Genomic DNA, 16,135 nt, shown 5'->3' with positions numbered 1-16,135 from the left:
GATATAGTCCAGCCGCACCGGGTTCAGCATGTGCAGCGGCTTGAACTTGCCGTCCGGGTCCCACCACTCGGCCGCCATCGCCTGGAACTTGGCGACCTCGCCCGCATCGATGCTGCTCTGTCCGGTCATCTCGCTTCTCCGTCTGGTGCCGGTTGGCCTCGGCCCGGCGAGCGGTATATATCTCAGGCATGGACCGCATGGCAGACCGAAACGCCGCCTCACCTTCGCATGGCCGGCTCTACCCCCCGATCGAGCCCTTCGACGCGCGCATGATCGACCGCGGCGACGGCCACCGGCTGTATGTCGAGCAATGCGGCAACCCAAATGGCCGCCCGGTCATCGTCCTGCACGGCGGCCCCGGCGGCGGCTGCAGCCCGATGATGCGCCGCTTCTTCGACCCCCATCACTGGCGGATCGTGCTGTTCGACCAGCGCGGCTGCGGCCGCTCGCTTCCCCATGCAAGCGTCATCAACAACACCACCGCGCATCTGCTGTCCGACATCGACGCGATCCGCGACAAGCTGCGCCTCGGCCCGGCCGTCCTTTTCGGCGGTTCCTGGGGGGCGACGCTGGCCCTGGCCTATGGGCAGCACAGGCCCGAGGCCGTGTCGGCCTTTGTCCTGCGCGGGGTCTTCCTTGGCCGCCAGTCCGAACTCGACTGGTTCTACGGCGGCGGCGCGGGGCGGTTCTGGCCGGAACTCTGGGCGCGCTTCCAAGGGGCCATTCCCCTGGCCGAACAGGACGACCTGATCGCCGCCTATCACCGCCGGCTGTTCAGCGGGGATGCCTCGGTCGAGACGCGCTACGCGATGCCCTGGCTTGCCTGGGAAAACGCGCTGGCGGGCCTGGACAACGGCGCGCCCTCGCACGCGCCCCCGGCCTATGCCCGCACCTTCGCGCGGCTGGAAAACCATTATTTCGTCAACGCCTGCTTCCTTGACGACAATCAGCTTCTGCGCGACCGCCACCGGATCGAGCATCTGCCCGCCGTCATCGTCCAGGGGCGCTATGACATGGTCTGCCCGCCGATCGGTGCATGGGAACTCGCCCAGGGCTGGGCAAAGGCCGAGCTGCGGATGATCCCCGCCTCGGGCCATGCCCTGACCGAGCCGAGAATCGCCGCCGAACTCGTCCGCGTCCTGCAGACCATGGCCGGGATCGACTGATGCAGCAGGCTTCGGACGGTCTCGGATAACCCAAAGGGGATCATCGTATACGACGATGGGGGTGTGAAACCCCCGGCGACTCGGCATCCACCCGAACCGCCCTCAGATCCCCTTGGGCTTCTGCCGGTCCTTGTGCTTGGCCAAGGCGCCTGTCTGCCGCTTGTTCGACTTGTCCTTGTAGGGGTTCTTCGACCCTTGGTCGCGGAAACTCAGCCGGATCGGCGTGCCCGGCAGGTCGAAGTCCTGCCGCAACCCGTTCACCAGGTAGCGGCGATAGCTTTCCGGGATCTCGTCGGTATGGGTCGCCATGACCACAAAGCCCGGCGGCCGCGTCTTCACCTGCGTCATGTAGCGCAGCCGGATGCGGCGCCCGCCCGGCGCGGGCGGCGGATGCGCCTCGGTCATGGCGGTTAGCCACTGGTTCAGCCGCGCGGTGCCGATACGGCGGTTCCAGACCTCATGCGCCTTCAGCACCGCATTGTGCAGCCGGTCCAGTCCCTTGCCCGTGCGGGCCGAGACGGTCACCAGCGGCGCGCCCTTGAGCTGCGGCAGCAGCCGTTCAAAGGCCTCGCGCAACTCGTTCAGCTTGTGGGGCTTGTCTTCCTCAAGGTCCCACTTGTTCGCCGCGACGACGACTGCCCGCCCCTCGGTTTCCGCGAAATCCGCGATCCGAAGGTCCTGCTGCTCGAAGGGGATTGCCACGTCCAGAAGGACCACCACCACCTCGGCGAAGCGGACGGCCCGCAGCCCGTCGGCCACGGAAAGCTTTTCCACCTTGTCGGTGATCCGCGCCTTCTTCCGCATCCCGGCAGTGTCGAAGATGCGGACCGGGGTGCCCATGAACTGGGACCGCACCGAAATCGAATCGCGGGTGATCCCTGCCTCGGGGCCGGTCAGCAGCCGGTCCTCGCCGATGATCTTGTTGATGAGCGTCGATTTTCCCGCGTTCGGCCGCCCAATCACGGCGATCTGTAGGGGGCGGGCCTCGCTCGGCCGCCAGTCCTCGGCGCCCTCGCCCGACTCGGCCTGCTCGTCGGTCAGGGTGACGTCGGTTTCGGGCGTGATCGGCGCGGGCCGCTCGGTTTCCACGATCTCGGAGAGCGGCTTCAGGGCGCGATACAGGTCCTCCAGCCCCTCGCCATGCTCGGCCGAGATCCGCAGGGGTTCCCCAAGCCCCAGCGACCAGCCCTCGCTGGCGCCGGCCTCGCCCGCTGCGCCCTCGGCCTTGTTGGCGGCCAGCACGACGTGCTTGGCGCGCCGCCGCAGGATGTCGGCGAAATATTCGTCCGCCGCTGTCACCCCCACGCGGGCGTCGATCACGAACAGGCAGATATCGGCCTCGTCGACGGCGCGTTCCGTCAGCCGCCGCATCCGGCCCTGCAAGCTGTCGTCCTCGACCATCTCCAGCCCGGCCGAATCGATCACGACAAAGCGCAGGTCGCCAAGCCGCGCGTCGCCCTCGCGCAGGTCGCGGGTGACGCCCGGCTGGTCATCGACCAGCGCCAGCCGCTTGCCGACAAGGCGGTTGAACAGGGTGGACTTGCCGACATTGGGCCGCCCGACGATGGCAAGGGTGAAGGTCATCAGCGATACGCGTGCAGGCGGCCGTCGCGGCCGGAAACATAGATCGTGCCGCCGGACACGACGGGCGCGGTCGCCGCGCCGCCGGGAATCGGGGCTTGCCCGACCAGCGCGCCCGAACGGGGATCGAAGGCGCGCAGGATGCCGTCCGACGAGGCGACGAACAGCCGCCCGCCTGCCAGCACCGGGCCGTAATGGACATGGATCGCGTCCTGCCGCCGCACCCGTTCCGCCGTGTAATAGGGCAGTGGCACCGCAAAGATGCGCCCGCCCGTCGCCGCGTCCAGCCGCACCAGTTGCGCCTGGTCGTTGACCGCGAAGATCGAGCCGCCGGCGACCAGCACCGGGCTGTTCGCCCCGTCCTGTTCGTTCCACAGCGGCACCCCCGTCGCCCGGTCGAAGGCGGCGATGCGCCCCGAGGACGAGCCCGCCAGCACCACGTCGCCCGCGATCACCGGATCGCCCGTCAGGTCGCGGATGAAGGCGATGGCGCGGCCGCGGCGGGTGCCCGCGACCTGCGCGCTCCATCGCTCGACACCGGTGGCGGTATCGACGGCCAGCAACTGCCCCGAGGCGAAGGAGAAGACGGCAAGATCGCCATCCACGGCGGGCGCGGATACCCCCGTCACGCCGGACTGCGCATTGATGCCCGATACGGTCCACAGCACCCTGCCATCCGCGGCCCGCACCGCCCAGCCGGTCGAATCGCGTCCCGCCACATAGACCACGCCGTTCTGCACCGTGGGCGCGCCGCCGATCGGCGCCTCGACCCGCTGCCGCCAGAGGATGCCGCCCGAGCCTGTGTCCAGTGCCACAAGCTCGCCATAGGCGGTGGTGACGAAGACGCGCGCCCCCTCATAGGCGATGCCGCCGCCGGACACGCTGTCGCCCCGCTCGGTCGCAGGGGTCAGGTCGCGGGTCCAGGCGGTGGCACCGTTCAGCGCCGTGGCCGCCACCTGCGCGCGGCTGTCCAGCGTGAAGACGCGCCCGCCCGCCACCACCGGATCGGCGCCGATGCGGTGACGCCGCCCCGAGGGCTGGCCGATGGGCGCCGACCAGAGCGGCTGAAGCCCGGTCCCGGCCAGCGCGGAATGCGGGATCAGATGCGCCGGATTGGCCGCACGGGTGGTCCATTCGACCGAACGCGGCGCGGGCAGGTTCAGCGCCGTCGAACTGACGCCGGCGGGTCCGTCGACCGCGGGGCCTTCGGCCGAGGCGATCTCGCGCGGGTCAAGCCGGACGCCGGGAAGGATCGTATCGCGCGACTGGCAGGCTGCCAGGGCGGTCAGGGCGATCAAGGGCAGCAGCGCGTTCAGTCTGGTCATCTCGGGCTCCGGGTAGCGGGGCTGGGCGAGGGATGGGGGATCAGCCGGCCACGGCCGGCATCACCTCGGCCGAGCGCATGGAATCGGGGGCGGTCAGGCTGTCCGTCTCGGGCTCGGGATCGACGCCGAGGGTGATCAGATGCTCGGCCAGGCGCTGGCGCATCTGCTGGCTCAGCCCGTCCTTCTGCTGGATCTGGCGGATCAGCGTCACCGCGTCATCCCGGCGCCCCGCACCCGACAGCGCCACGGCCTTGAGTTCCAGCGCGATCAGTTCGAATGGCGCGCCGGGCGCGGAAAGCCGCGCCAGCACCGCGTCGCGGGTGGCAGGGTCCATGCCCGCCCCCTGCGCGATCACCGATTTCAGCGCGGCCAGGTCCCGGACAACCGCGTCATCGCCCGCCTTGATCGCCGCCGCGTCGAAGCGCTGGGCGGCTTCCGCGACATTGCCGGCCTCGACCAGCGCATTGGCGGCAAGGATGTCGCGCAGCACCGTCTGGCGGACGTTGCCGGCCGGAACCCCGCCCAGCGCCTGCGCACGGGCCGCCGCATCGGCCGAGGCCCCGGCGGCGAGGACGGCATCGCCGAATTCCTGCGCCGCCGCCGTGTCGCGAGCGCGGGAATATTCGCGCCATGCGGCCCCCGCGACCAGCGCCACGATCAGCAGGACCGCGATCCAGCCATAGCGGCGCAGCATCAGGAACAGCCGGTCGCGGCGCAGATCCTCGGTCACCTCGTCGATGAAACGGTCGTTCTGGTTCGCCATGCGCGGCCGCTTTCCCTGCCCTTTGTCGTCGTCGCTGCCCTTCTACACATGGCCGGGGCGGTTTGCCAACGCCTGCGCGGGATGCCCCCGCGGGTTGGCACCCGGAACCACTTTCGCTTGCAAGGCGTTGTGGCGACAGCAAGAGTGCGCCCTGACGCACCAGACAAACCCCTGAAAGGACTGCGAACATGGCTTTCACCCTGCCCGATCTGCCTTATTCCCACGACGCGCTGGCCAGCGGCGGGATGTCCCGCGAGACGCTGGAATATCATCACGACAAGCACCACAAGGCTTATGTCGACAAGCTGAACGAGCTGATCGCGGGAACCGAGTGGGAAAACGCCAGCCTCGAAGAAATCGTCAAGGGCAACTACAAGGAAGGCGCGGTCGCCCAGAACGGCATCTTCAACAACGCCAGCCAGCATTGGAACCATGCCCAGTTCTGGGAGATGATGGGCCCGAACCCCGGCAAGATGCCCGGCAACCTTGAATCCGCGATCACCGAATCCTTCGGCTCGGTCGCCGAGTTCAAGAAGAAGTTCGCCTCGGAAGGCGTGGCGCAGTTTGGTTCCGGCTGGGTCTGGCTGGTCCGCAACGACCAGGGCGGGCTTGAGATCACCAAGACCGAGAATGGCGTCAACCCGCTGTGCAAGGGCCAGACGGCGCTTCTGGGCTGCGACGTGTGGGAACATTCCTACTACATCGACTTCCGCAACGCCCGGCCCAAGTATCTGGAGAACTTCCTCGAGAACCTCGTGAACTGGGAAAACGTCGCCTCGCGGATGTGAGTGACGCGACATGACGAAGGCCCGCCGTGACTGGCGGGCCTTTTTCTTTCCGCGAGGTCGCACCGGGGGCTTCGCGCCCCCATGAACGGGGCTGCGGCCCCGTTCATCCCCCGCGGGATATTTCCACGAAGAAGAACGAAGGGGGCGGAGGTCAGCGCGGGTCCAGTTGCGTGCCCGGGGCCGCCGCACCTTCCAGCACTTGCCGCAGATAGTCGGTGATCGCGCGGAAGGCCACGATGCGCCAGCCGTCACCCTGCCGCCACAAGGCGCAGGCCACCTGCGCCGCGCGGGTGCGGCGGACGGCGTCTTGGGGCAGCGTCGCGAAATCGACAGGGCAGAGCTTGGCCAGCACCTGATCGGGCGCCTGCCCCGCCACGTCGAAGACACAGCGCATGTCGCTGACGTCCTGCACCAGCGCATGTTCTGTCGAAAGCGCGTCGGTCAGGGCAGAAAGCGCCTCGGGCATCCCGGCATGAGGCAGGATCAGCAGCAGTTCGTCCGGCGACATCCAGCCGAGCCAGCGGACGCCATCGCTGGTGAAGCGCAGCTTGCCGGGGATCGCCAGACCGGCCGTCCCGGCGATGGCCTCGCCCGCGTGGTCCAGGTCGGCGCGGATCAGGATCATGCCGAGGCCGTGAACCTGGGTGATGCTGGCCAATGCGTCAGACATTCGCGGCGGCCCCTTCCTTGTCATGGAACACCGGATCGACGATGCGCGCGCGGAAACTGTCCTTCGCCACCGGGAACTCCAGCACCTCTCCCATCCGCTCGGGGCCGTGCCGCACCAGTCCCATGGCGATCGGCGCCTTCAGCGTCGGCGACCAGTAGGTCGAGGTCACGCGCCCCTGCGTGTTCCGCTGTCCGTTGGCATTCACCCCCTCGGCCACGGCCAGCGCGCCATCGGGCAGCACCCGCCCGTCGAGACTTTCCAGCCCCACCAGCCGCCAGCGGTCCGGGTCCGCCATGAAGGCGCGTTCCTGCGCCCGCTTGCCGATATAGTCTGGCTTCTTCTTCGAGATCGCCCAGCTCATCCCCAGATCCTGCGGGATCACCGTGCCGTCGGTCTCATCCCCGATCATGATGAAGCCCTTTTCGGCGCGCATGACATGCATGGCCTCGGTGCCATAGGGGGTGATGCCGAACCCGGCTCCGGCCTGGTGCAACTTTTCCCAAAGCTCAAGCCCGCGGTTGGCGGGCACGGCGATCTCGAAGGACAGTTCGCCCGAGAAGCTGATGCGGTAGATGCGGGCGGGGATGCCCGCAAGCTGACCCTCGGCGAAGCTCATGAAGGGCAGCGCCTCGGCGGAGAGGTCCATGCCGCCCAAGCGTTCCAGTACCTGGCGGGCCTTGGGGCCGACCACGGCCACTTGGGCGAACTGCTCGGTAATGTTGGCGGTGTAGACCTTCCAGTCCCACCACTCGCATTGCAGCCAGTCCTCCATATGCCCGTGGATGCGGTCGGCCCCGCCGGTCGTGGTGTGGCAAAGCCATGTGTCCTCGGAAAGTCTGACCGCCACGCCGTCATCGACGAGGAAGCCGTTTTCCGAACACATCAGCCCGTAGCGGCACTTGCCGACCGGAAGGGTGGACATCATCCCCGTGTAGATCATGTCGAGGAAGCGGCCCGCATCCAGTCCTTTCACAAGGATTTTTCCCAGCGTCGAGGCATCCAGCGCCCCCACCCCGCCGCGGACGGCAAGGATCTCGCGGTTCACCGCGTCCCCGTGGCTTTCGCCCGCGCGGGGATAGCAATAAGCGCGGCGCCACAAGCCCACGGGTTCCCAATGGGCGCCATGGGCTTCGTGCCAGTCATGGATCGGGGTGCGGCGCAGGGGCTGGAAGACCTCGCCCCGCGCCTCGCCGGCGATCGTTCCAAATGTCAGAGGCGTGTAGGGCGGGCGGAAGGTGGTCGTGCCGGTCGCCGCAATGGGTTGATCCAGGGTCGAGGACAGGATGGCAAGCCCGTTGATGTTGCTGATCTTTCCCTGATCCGTCGCCATCCCGAGCGTGGTATAGCGCTTGGCATGTTCCACGCTGGCATAGCCTTCCAGTGCGGCAAGCTGCACGTCGGAAACCTTGACGTCGTTCTGGTAGTCCAGCCACATCTTGAAGCGCGCCTTGGGCGTGGCGTTCTCGGGCATGACCCAGACCGGCAGGATCGGCGTCTCGGGTCCGGCATCGGTCAGCCCGGCCACCCTCAGGTCGCCCGCAGCCGCCCCTGCCGACCGCACATTCGGCTGCCCGTCCGCGCCAAGGGGCGGGCGGGCGGGATCGGGGGCGAACAGCGCCTGATCCTCGTGCCACTGTAGCTTGCCGCCGCAGTGGCTCCACAGGTGGACGACCGGGGACCAGCCGCCCGACATGGCGATCACGTCGCAGGCGATGGTTTCCAGCGGCTCACCCGCGCCCTGATGCGCGCAGAGCGTCAGGCCCTCGACACCGCGCTTGCCCTGCACCGCGGCGATGCCCTTCCCTTCCGCGATCCGAACCCCGCGTTCGCGCAGAAGGCGGGGCAGCGGCCCGTCGGCGGCAGGCCGGGCGTCGATCACGACGGGCACCTCAAGCCCCGCGTCCAGCGCCGCCAGCGCCGTGCGATAGCCGTCGTCGTTGTTCGTCACCACGGCGATGCGGCGGCCGGGCGCCACGCCGTAATCCGCGATGTAGTCGCGCACGGCCGAGGCCAGCATCACGCCCGGCACATCGTTGCCCGCGAAGGCCAGCGGCCGTTCCAGCGCCCCGGCGGCGTTGACGACCTGCCCGGCCCGGATGCGCCACAGGCGCTGGCGCGGGATGCCCGCCTGGGGTTCGTGGTCGGCCAGATGCTCGCGCGCGAGCAGGTAGCCGTGATCGTAAAGCCCCGTCGCCATGGTGTTGCGGCGCAGGGTGACATTGGGCAGGGCGCGCAGGTCCGCCAGCAGGGCATTGATGCGATCCCCGCCATCGGGATGATCGACCGGGCTGCGGCCGCCCCAATGGTGCTGCTGTTCCAGCAGGATCACGCGGCCGCCCGTCCGCGCGGCCTCGCGGGCCGCCGCAAGACCGGCGATGCCGCCGCCCACGACGACGACCTCGGCAAAGGCATAGGCCTGCTCATAGCGGTCGGCGTCGGGCAGCTTCGGCGCGCGGCCAAGGCCCGCGGCGCGGCGGATCACCGGCTCGAACACCCGCTTCCAGGCGGCGCGGGGATGGATGAAGGTCTTGTAATAGAAGCCCGCCGGGAAATACCGCCACAGTCTGTCGTTGATGACGCCCCAGTCGCGGTTCAGGCTGCCCCAGGCGTTCTGGCTGACCGTGACCATGCCATCGACAAGCGGCGTGGTGGTGGCGCGCTGGTTCGGCTCGAACCTCGCGCCCTCGCCCAGACCCAAAAGGGCGTTCGGCTCCTCGACGCCCGAGGCCACCGGGCCGCGCGGGCGGTGATACTTGAAGCTGCGCCCCATCAGAAGCTGGCCATTCGCCAGCAGCGCCGAGGCGAGCGTGTCCCCGGCAAACCCGTCCATGCCGCGGCCGTCGAAGCGGAACCGGCGCGGCTGGGCGCGGTCGATCAGGCGGCCGCCTTGGGCAAGACGGAAGGGCGCGGTGCGTCTGGTCATGCGATGGTGTCCCGCGTGGGCGTTGGGTTCGGGGCGGGGTCGCGCTCGACCCCCGGCGCGCTGTCATCCTCCAGCGGCTCGGGCGGCGGCTGCCAGCCGGGCCGGGCCGCGCGGATCGTGGCGATGACGGAATCGGGCGGGCCATCGCATTGCGGCGGATAGGTGCCGAAGACCTGCAGGGTCGCGGTGTCGCGCGCGGCAAGGAACCACTTGCCGCAGCCGTAGACATGGCGCCAGCGTTCAAAATGCACGCCCCTGGGGTTGCGGCGGCCAAACAGGTAGGTTTCGAAATCCGCGTCCGACGAGCCGGGACCGAAGCGCTTCAGATGCGCCTCGCCGCCCGGCGCAAGCTCGGTTTCCTCGGCGGCGACGCCGCAGAAGGGGCAGGTCAGGGTCAGCATGGAACGCCGGTCCTTCCAGTCGGGACAGTGCAACGCGAAAGGCCCCGCGCGCGGGACGCGCGGGGCATGCTGCGGATCGCGACGGGGTCAGCCGCGGGTGGTGTCGGTGCCGGTGCCGGGCGCCACGTCGGGGTTGGGCGGGGCCTCGCCGGGCGCGCCGGGCTGGGGCGCATCGCCGGTTTCCCCGGCAGGCTGGCCTGCGGTGCCATGCGCCGCGGGACTGTCGGGCAGGGGCGTGGGTTCCGGGACCGGGGCGGCCATGAAGAACAGGACCGCGACCAGGATGACCGCTGCTGCGGCCAGAACCAGCAGCCAGGGATTGACGCCGGTGGACGAGCGGGAATTTCCAGGAGGTGCCATGATCGAACCTTTGCACAGATTTCACGTGTCGCGGGGGCGGCAGGCCGGGGATATCCCGGCTGCCGTGCGGAAACGATGCGCGGCGCGGCCCCGGCCGACCGCGCATCGGACTCAGTCTCGGTCGCCGGGCATCCCGGCGGAAGCTGGCGCGGCCGCATCCGCCATGGCCTCGACCAGCGCCTGGTCGTCCAGGGCGCCGGGACCGGGCAGTTCGGCGATGCTGACATCGGCGATGCCGCTTGGGGGCGCGCCCGCGCCGAAGTCGAGAAGCCATGCCAGCACCACCGCGGCGGCCGCGACAAGGGCCGCGATGATCCACAGGTTCCGGTTGGTGGGGTTGCGGGCTTCCATGATCGACTCTCCTTGCCGGTCATCGAACGCCAACGGCCCGCCGCAGGTTTCCCGAGCAAGATCAATGCGCTACCCCGGCGGCCACGCTTTCGTCGATGAAGCGTCCCTCGGCAAAGCGGTTCAGCCCGAACGCGGCGGCCAGCGGCCCCGGCGCGCCCTTCGCCACCAGTTCCGCCATGGCCCAGCCCGAACCGGGGATTGCCTTGAACCCGCCGGTGCCCCAGCCGCAGTTGACGAAGATGCCCTCGACAGGCGTGGTGGACAGGATGGGAGAGCGGTCCCCGGTCATGTCCACGATGCCCCCCCATTGCCGCAGCATCTTGAGGCGCGACAGCATCGGGAAGGTCTCGATCAGGGCGCGGACGGTTTCCTCGACATGGTGCCAGGATCCGCGCTGGGTGTAGTTGACAAAGCCGTCGGTGCCGCCGCCGATCACCATCTCGCCCTTGTCGGATTGCGACAGGTAGCCGTGGACGGTGTTGGCCATCACGACCACGTCCATGCAGGGCTTGATCGGCTCACTGACCAGCGCCTGCAGGGCAAGGCTTTCGATCGGCAGGCGGAAGCCCGCCATTTCCGCCAGCACCGAGGAAAGGCCCGCGACCACGATCGCCAGCCTGTCGCAGCCGATGGTCCCGCGCGTGGTGGTGACGCCGCGCACCTTCCCGCCGGTGCTGTCGATCCCCGTGACCTCGCAGTTCTGCAGGATGTGCATGCCCATGTTGGAACAGGCCCGCGCATAGCCCCAGGCCACGGCGTCGTGGCGCGCGGTGCCGCCGCGTTCCTGGTAAAGCCCGCCGAGGACCGGATAGCGCGGCCCCTCGATGTTCATGATCGGGACCAGCCGCTTGACCTCGGCCGCGTCGATCCAGCGGGTCGCCACGCCCTGCAGGTGGTTGGCGATGGCCGTGCGCTTGTATCCGCGCACCTCATGTTCGGTTTGCGCCAGCATGATCAACCCGCGCGGGCTGAACATCACGTTGTAGTTCAGATCCTGGCTGAGCGTCTCATAGAGTTGCAGCGACTTGTTGTAGATCGCCGCCGATGGGTCCTGCAGGTAGTTCGAGCGGATGATGGTCGTGTTGCGGCCCGTGTTGCCGCCGCCCAGCCAGCCCTTTTCCAGGATCGCGATGTCGGTGATGCCGAAGTTCTTGCCCAGGTAATAGGCCGTCGCCAGCCCGTGCCCGCCCGCGCCCACCACGATCACCTTGTAGCGGTCGCGCGGCTGGGGGCTGCCCCAGGCGCGGCCCCAGCCGCTGTGCAGGCTCATCGCCTGCCGGGCGATGGCAAAGACCGAATAGCGGCCCGAGCGGCGCTCAGGGGCGGGAGGGCGGGCAGAGGTCATCGTCATGGCGGCCTGCGTTTGGGGCGCGGCAAGAATTGCGCGGCGGCGCTGTCTTCGCAAGCCCTTCCGATGTCGCATCTGGGGGCCTGCGGCGTCCCGGCGCTTTCGCCTGTGCCGGAAAACCCCTATCTGGTCCGGCAAAGCAAAGAGGCGGCGATGTTCTGGATACTGACGGCGGCGATGACGGTCCTGGTGGCGGTGGCGATCCTGCGGCCGTTCATGGGACGGGCGCAGGCCGCGGCCGAACCGGCGGCGGCCTATGACCTGGGCGTCTACCGCGACCAGCTGCGCGAGGTGGACCGCGACATGAAGCGCGGCGTCCTGACCGGGGACGAGGCCGACCGGCTGAAGACCGAGATCGGCCGCAAGATCCTCGACGCCGACCGCGCCATGGCGAAGCCCGCAGCGCCCGCCTCGCGCAGCGTCCGGCCCTGGGTTGCCGCCGTTGTGCTGGCGCTGGTGGTTGCCGGCAGCGCCGCGATCTATGGGCGGCTCGGCAGTCCGGCGATGCCCGACCTGCCGCTGGCCGCGCGCATCGCCGCCTCGGACGAGCGGCTGGCCGCCCTTCCCTCTCAGGCCGAGGCCGAGGCGGCGGCGCCTGCGCAGTCCCCCCCGCAGGCCGACCCCGAATACCTGCGGCTGGTCGAACAGTTGCGCGAGGCCGTGTCGCGCCGCCCCGACGACCCGCAGGGCCTTGAGTTGCTGGCCCAGCACGAGGCCCGCCTGGGCAACATCGCCGCCGCCCGCGATGCGCAGCAGCGGCTGATCGCCATCCGCAGCACCGGGGCGCAGGCCCCCGACCACGTCCGCCTAGCCGCGCTGATGATCGAGGCGGCGGGCGGTTTTGTCTCGGCCGAGGCGCGCGCCGAGATCGAGACGGCGCTGCGGATCGACCCCGCCGACGGGCAGGCGCGCTATCTGGCCGGGCTGATGTATGCCCAGAACGACCGCCCCGACCTTGCCTTCGGCCTCTGGCGCGACCTGCTGGAAACCGGCCCGGCGGATGCCCCCTGGGTCGCGCCGATCCGGCAACTGATGCCGGAACTTTCATGGCTCGCGGGCGAGCCGAACTACCAGCCGCCGCCCATGGTGGGGTCTGACCTGCCCGGCCCGGATGCCGGGGCGATGGCCGCCGCCAGCGAGATGAGCCCCGAGGAACAGCAGCAGATGATCACCGGGATGGTCCGCAACCTCGAAGCGCGGCTGATGACCGACAGCGGCCCGCCGGCGGAATGGGCGCGGCTGATCACCTCGCTGGTCCGCATCGGCGAGGAAGCCCGCGCCCGCGAGATCCTGGCCCGCGCCCAGGCCATCTTCGGCGGCACCCCGCAGGCGATGGAGATCATCGACCGCGCCGCCGCCACTGTCGGCTTGGTCCCCGCCCCATGATCCGCGCCGCCATCGAGGATTTCGCAGCGAGCCTGCCCCCCAGCGGCGCCATCGCCGGGCTGGACCTTGGCACCAAGACCATCGGCGTCGCCGTCAGCGACGGGCTGCGGCAGGTGGCGACCCCGCTGACCGTGATCCGGCGGCAGAAGTTCACGCTGGACGCGGCAGAACTGCTGCGGATCGTGGATGAGCGCGGCCTTGTGGGCATCGTCCTGGGCCTGCCGCGCAACATGGACGGGACCGAAGGCCCCCGCGCCCAGTCCACCCGCGCCTTCGCCCGCAACCTCGAACGGCTGACACCCCTGCCCCTGTCCTTCTGGGACGAGCGCCTGTCCACCGTGGCCGCCGAACGCGCGCTGCTGGAGGCCGACGCCTCGCGCCGCAAGCGCGCCGAGGTCATCGACCAGGTGGCGGCGGGCTATATCCTGCAAGGGGCGCTGGACCGGCTGCGGTATCTGGCATGAGCGTTGCAAGCCCCTGCCGCAACATCTGCACGCTGGACCCCGCCACGCGGGTCTGCACCGCCTGCCTGCGGACGCTGGACGAGATCGCGCGCTGGGGCCGGATGACCGACGAGGAAAAGCGGGCGGTCCTGCGCCGGATCGCGGCCGCCTAGCGGAAAGGACGCCGCTGCAACAGCCTGCCGGTTTCCGCTTGATGTGCCTCCGTTGCCCTGTGGGCCGGACGTTCTGTGCCTCGGCGATGTTGTTGTTCTTCGCCCAAATATCCCGGGATGAATGGGGATGGGGACCCATTCATGGGCAGCGCCCCGCCTTTTCGCCACCTTGCAGGCGGCCTCGATCTTTGGCACGGCTCGGCCATGAACAATCCCGTCACGCACCAGGTCACCGCCGCCTATGACCGCCGCATTGCGGAAGGCGCTATCAAGGACGACGCGGCCCAGCGCATGGTGCTGCCCGCGCTGGACCGGCTGGTGGCGGCGCTGGGCCGGCCGCATCCGGCGGGCAAGCCCGGCGGCCTTCTCGGGCGCATCTTCGGGGCAAAGGCCAATCCGCCGCCGCCGGGGCCGGAACTCAAGGGCATCTACCTGTGGGGCGGCGTCGGGCGCGGCAAGTCGATGCTGATGGACCTTGTGATGGAGGTCGCGCCCCTGGCCGAGAAGCGCCGCGTCCATTTCCACGAGTTCATGCAGGAGGTGCAGGCCGGGCTGAACGAGGCCCGCGCCCGGGGCGAGCAGGATGTCGTCCGCCCGGTTGCGGAAGCAATCGCCGCCCGCACCCGGCTGTTCTGCTTTGACGAGATGCAGATCACCGACATTGCCGACGCGATGATCGTGGGGCGGCTGTTCCAGGTGCTGTTCGACCGCGGGGTGACGGTGGTCACGACCTCGAACCGGGAGCCCGAGGACTTATACAAGGACGGGCTGAACCGGCAGTTGTTCCTGCCCTTCATCGCCCTGATCCGGGAACGGATGCATGTCCTGCACTTGGAATCTCCGCGCGATCACCGGCAGGGGCGCAGCGCCTCGGGGCAGGTCTGGTTCACCCCGGCCGATGCCGCCGCGCGAGAGGCGCTGGACGAATCATGGGCCGAACTGACGAATGACGCCCGGCCTTCACCGCGCGACCTGCCGGTGAATGGCCGCAGCCTGACGATCCCCGCCGCATCCGGCCGCGTGGCCCGCGCAGGTTTCGAGGATCTCTGCGGCAACCCCCTCGGCCCGGCGGATTACCTGTCGATCGCCGCGGCGTTCGACACCCTGCTGATCGACGGCATCCCCACGCTCGGGCCGGCGAACCACGACCGCGCCAAGCGCTTCGTCACGCTGGTGGATGCGCTTTACGAGGCGAAGGTGCGGCTTTACGCCAGCGCCGCCGCCGAGCCCGAGGCGCTTTACCCCGACGGTCGCGGCGCCTTCGAGTTCGAGCGCACGGCGAGCCGGTTGCGCGAGATGCAGGGCGCGGACTGGGGAAGCGTTCCGGCCTCGTGATGTCCGGGCCGTCCGCCGGGGATGCGGCCGTGGCGCCGCCTCCGTGAGCCTGGCATGGGTATCTGGGCCAGAAAGAAGCCCCTTGGCCGGTTTCCTGATGGAAAGGCGGGGGTCAGGCGGACCTGTTCGCCGCGCGGGGACAGCCTGCGGGCGACGGCACAGTGCGCCAGTGAGATGACCGGAACCGTTCAGCCGTTCTCGCGCAGCACGCGGCCCGCGAGGTAAAGCGAGCCGCAGATCAGGATGCGCGCGCCCGGATGCTGGCGGGCGATCGCGGCGACGGCTGCGGATACATCGGGCGCGGTGTCGGCGGGGATGCCCAGGCTTTCCGCCATGTCGGCGGTCGTCCGGGCGGGCAGCGTCGCGGGCTCGCCTTCGATCGACACCGCCGTGAGGCTTTCGACCTGCGGCGCGAGCGGGCGCATGTAGCCTGCCACGTCCTTGGTGTTCAGCATCCCGCAGACCAGATGCACGGGCTTGCGCGGCATCGCCGCCAGCGTCGCCGCGACCGCCTCGCCCCCCGCCGGGTTGTGGCCGCCGTCGAGCCAGAGCTCGCAGGACCCCGCCGCTTGGACCAGCGGGCCGCGCGTCAGGCGCTGCATCCGGGCGGGCCATTCGACCTCTTTCATCGCCGCCGCGACCTCGGCCCGGCCCAGGCCCAGTTCGCGCAGGGCGGCGATGGCGGTGCCCGCGTTCCCGACCTGGTGCGGGCCCGGCAGCGCGGGCAGCGGCACATCCAGAAGCCCGCGTTCATCCTGATAGACCAGCGCATCCCCTTCGCGCGCGACGGTCCAGTGCTGGCCCGCGACCGACAATGGACAACCCCGGCGCGCGGCCGCGGCCTCGATCACCGCAAGCGCCTCGTCGGGCTGGCGGGCCACGATGCAAGGGACGCGGCGCTTGAGGATGCCCGCCTTCTCGCCCGCGATCTGCGAAAGCGTCTCGCCCAGGTATTGCGTGTGATCGACGCTGATGGGGGTGATGACACTCAGGCGCGGCGCATTGACCACGTTGGTGGCGTCCAGGCGCCCGCCAAGGCCCACTTCCAGCAGGGTGTAATCCGCAGGCACCCGCGAGAAGGCCAGGAAACCCGCCGCCGTCGTCACCTCGAAGAAGGTGATG

The 16,135-nt window shown here is 69.6% G+C and carries 16 protein-coding genes and 1 pseudogene; 6 read left to right on the top strand and 11 right to left on the bottom strand.

Features of this window, described 5'->3' with window-relative positions:
* Positions 1 to 129, bottom strand: a pseudogene (locus Q4F04_RS07360) (bifunctional 3-demethylubiquinol 3-O-methyltransferase/2-polyprenyl-6-hydroxyphenol methylase); the annotation flags it as partial.
* 59 nt (positions 130 to 188) lie between these two features.
* Here Q4F04_RS07360 and pip point away from each other — a divergent pair.
* Positions 189 to 1,166, top strand: a complete 978-nt coding sequence (gene pip, locus Q4F04_RS07355; protein WP_303369187.1) for a prolyl aminopeptidase — start codon at positions 189 to 191, stop codon at positions 1,164 to 1,166.
* Positions 1,167 to 1,268: 102 nt separating this feature from the next.
* Here pip and der read toward each other — a convergent pair whose 3' ends face one another.
* From der to Q4F04_RS07340, 3 genes are read right to left on the bottom strand one after another with little or no spacing between them, the layout of a single operon-like run.
* Entirely contained in the window at positions 1,269 to 2,750 is a 1,482-nt protein-coding gene (gene der / locus Q4F04_RS07350; RefSeq protein WP_303369186.1) for a ribosome biogenesis GTPase Der, read from the bottom strand.
* Positions 2,750 to 4,072, bottom strand: a complete 1,323-nt coding sequence (locus Q4F04_RS07345; RefSeq protein WP_303369185.1) for a PQQ-binding-like beta-propeller repeat protein — start codon at positions 4,070 to 4,072, stop codon at positions 2,750 to 2,752. The genes der and Q4F04_RS07345 overlap by 1 nt, the downstream gene beginning before the upstream one ends.
* 40 nt (positions 4,073 to 4,112) lie before the next feature.
* A complete protein-coding gene (locus Q4F04_RS07340; protein WP_303369184.1) occupies positions 4,113 to 4,835 on the bottom strand; it encodes a hypothetical protein in 723 nt (240 codons plus the stop codon).
* Positions 4,836 to 5,023: 188 nt separating this feature from the next.
* Here Q4F04_RS07340 and Q4F04_RS07335 point away from each other — a divergent pair, with 188 nt between their 5' ends.
* On the top strand, positions 5,024 to 5,623 hold the full coding sequence (locus tag Q4F04_RS07335) for a superoxide dismutase (RefSeq protein ID WP_303369183.1): 600 nt from the start codon (positions 5,024 to 5,026) through the stop codon (positions 5,621 to 5,623).
* A gap of 151 nt (positions 5,624 to 5,774) precedes the next feature.
* On the opposite strand, the gene Q4F04_RS07330 is transcribed toward Q4F04_RS07335, so the two are convergent.
* From Q4F04_RS07330 to Q4F04_RS07305, 6 genes are all read right to left on the bottom strand, one after another.
* A complete protein-coding gene (locus Q4F04_RS07330; RefSeq protein ID WP_303369182.1) occupies positions 5,775 to 6,293 on the bottom strand; it encodes a sarcosine oxidase subunit gamma in 519 nt (172 codons plus the stop codon).
* On the bottom strand, positions 6,286 to 9,216 hold the full coding sequence (locus Q4F04_RS07325; protein ID WP_303369181.1) for a sarcosine oxidase subunit alpha family protein: 2,931 nt from the start codon (positions 9,214 to 9,216) through the stop codon (positions 6,286 to 6,288). The genes Q4F04_RS07330 and Q4F04_RS07325 overlap by 8 nt, the downstream gene beginning before the upstream one ends.
* Positions 9,213 to 9,617 carry a sarcosine oxidase subunit delta gene (locus Q4F04_RS07320; RefSeq protein ID WP_303369180.1) on the bottom strand — a complete coding sequence of 135 codons (405 nt, stop codon included), beginning with the start codon at positions 9,615 to 9,617 and terminating at the stop codon, positions 9,213 to 9,215. Before Q4F04_RS07320 ends, Q4F04_RS07325 begins: the two co-directional genes overlap by 4 nt.
* Before the next feature lie 87 nt (positions 9,618 to 9,704).
* Entirely contained in the window at positions 9,705 to 9,977 is a 273-nt protein-coding gene (locus Q4F04_RS07315; protein ID WP_303369179.1) for a hypothetical protein, read from the bottom strand.
* A gap of 111 nt (positions 9,978 to 10,088) precedes the next feature.
* Positions 10,089 to 10,328 (bottom strand): hypothetical protein, encoded by a 240-nt coding sequence (locus Q4F04_RS07310; protein WP_303369178.1) that lies wholly within the window; start codon positions 10,326 to 10,328, stop codon positions 10,089 to 10,091.
* 61 nt (positions 10,329 to 10,389) lie between these two features.
* Positions 10,390 to 11,673, bottom strand: a complete 1,284-nt coding sequence (locus tag Q4F04_RS07305) for a sarcosine oxidase subunit beta family protein (RefSeq protein WP_303369202.1) — start codon at positions 11,671 to 11,673, stop codon at positions 10,390 to 10,392.
* Positions 11,674 to 11,742: 69 nt separating this feature from the next.
* On the opposite strand from Q4F04_RS07305, the gene ccmI reads away from it, so the two are divergent.
* The 4 genes from ccmI to zapE all read left to right on the top strand — a co-directional run bounded on the left by ccmI (position 11,743) and on the right by zapE (position 15,013).
* Positions 11,743 to 13,062, top strand: coding sequence for a c-type cytochrome biogenesis protein CcmI (ccmI, locus tag Q4F04_RS07300; protein WP_303369177.1), 1,320 nt, complete (start codon positions 11,743 to 11,745; stop codon positions 13,060 to 13,062).
* Positions 13,059 to 13,526 (top strand): Holliday junction resolvase RuvX, encoded by a 468-nt coding sequence (gene ruvX, locus Q4F04_RS07295; protein ID WP_303369176.1) that lies wholly within the window; start codon positions 13,059 to 13,061, stop codon positions 13,524 to 13,526. The genes ccmI and ruvX overlap by 4 nt, the downstream gene beginning before the upstream one ends.
* Positions 13,523 to 13,678 carry a DUF1289 domain-containing protein gene (locus Q4F04_RS07290; protein WP_303369175.1) on the top strand — a complete coding sequence of 52 codons (156 nt, stop codon included), beginning with the start codon at positions 13,523 to 13,525 and terminating at the stop codon, positions 13,676 to 13,678. Before ruvX ends, Q4F04_RS07290 begins: the two co-directional genes overlap by 4 nt.
* Before the next feature lie 204 nt (positions 13,679 to 13,882).
* Complete coding sequence (gene zapE, locus Q4F04_RS07285; RefSeq protein WP_303369174.1) at positions 13,883 to 15,013, top strand: cell division protein ZapE; 1,131 nt, start codon at positions 13,883 to 13,885, stop codon at positions 15,011 to 15,013.
* A gap of 188 nt (positions 15,014 to 15,201) precedes the next feature.
* On the opposite strand, the gene Q4F04_RS07280 is transcribed toward zapE, so the two are convergent.
* Positions 15,202 to 16,135, bottom strand: a 934-nt coding sequence (locus Q4F04_RS07280; RefSeq protein ID WP_303369173.1) for a folylpolyglutamate synthase/dihydrofolate synthase family protein, incomplete at its 5' end; no start/stop codon positions are given.

Origin of the sequence: Paracoccus sp. (in: a-proteobacteria) (genome assembly GCF_030536915.1) — a bacterium.
Classification (GTDB): Bacteria; Pseudomonadota; Alphaproteobacteria; order Rhodobacterales; family Rhodobacteraceae; genus Paracoccus.
This window is presented reverse-complemented; position numbering and strand designations above follow the sequence as displayed.

Bases quoted from the DNA above. Each gene is read 5' to 3' on its own strand.
- Q4F04_RS07320 (WP_303369180.1), bottom strand. From the start codon at position 9,617: ATGCTGACCCTGACCTGCCCCTTCTGCGGCGTCGCCGCCGAGGAAACC.
- der (WP_303369186.1), bottom strand. From the start codon at position 2,750: ATGACCTTCACCCTTGCCATCGTCGGGCGGCCCAATGTCGGCAAGTCC.
- Q4F04_RS07325 (WP_303369181.1), bottom strand. From the start codon at position 9,216: ATGACCAGACGCACCGCGCCCTTCCGTCTTGCCCAAGGCGGCCGCCTG.
- Q4F04_RS07340 (WP_303369184.1), bottom strand. From the start codon at position 4,835: ATGGCGAACCAGAACGACCGTTTCATCGACGAGGTGACCGAGGATCTG.
- Q4F04_RS07310 (WP_303369178.1), bottom strand. From the start codon at position 10,328: ATGGAAGCCCGCAACCCCACCAACCGGAACCTGTGGATCATCGCGGCC.
- Q4F04_RS07315 (WP_303369179.1), bottom strand. From the start codon at position 9,977: ATGGCACCTCCTGGAAATTCCCGCTCGTCCACCGGCGTCAATCCCTGG.
- ruvX (WP_303369176.1), top strand. From the start codon at position 13,059: ATGATCCGCGCCGCCATCGAGGATTTCGCAGCGAGCCTGCCCCCCAGC.
- zapE (WP_303369174.1), top strand. From the start codon at position 13,883: ATGAACAATCCCGTCACGCACCAGGTCACCGCCGCCTATGACCGCCGC.
- Q4F04_RS07330 (WP_303369182.1), bottom strand. From the start codon at position 6,293: ATGTCTGACGCATTGGCCAGCATCACCCAGGTTCACGGCCTCGGCATG.
- pip (WP_303369187.1), top strand. From the start codon at position 189: ATGGACCGCATGGCAGACCGAAACGCCGCCTCACCTTCGCATGGCCGG.
- Q4F04_RS07305 (WP_303369202.1), bottom strand. From the start codon at position 11,673: ATGACCTCTGCCCGCCCTCCCGCCCCTGAGCGCCGCTCGGGCCGCTAT.
- Q4F04_RS07335 (WP_303369183.1), top strand. From the start codon at position 5,024: ATGGCTTTCACCCTGCCCGATCTGCCTTATTCCCACGACGCGCTGGCC.
- ccmI (WP_303369177.1), top strand. From the start codon at position 11,743: ATGTCGCATCTGGGGGCCTGCGGCGTCCCGGCGCTTTCGCCTGTGCCG.
- Q4F04_RS07290 (WP_303369175.1), top strand. From the start codon at position 13,523: ATGAGCGTTGCAAGCCCCTGCCGCAACATCTGCACGCTGGACCCCGCC.
- Q4F04_RS07345 (WP_303369185.1), bottom strand. From the start codon at position 4,072: ATGACCAGACTGAACGCGCTGCTGCCCTTGATCGCCCTGACCGCCCTG.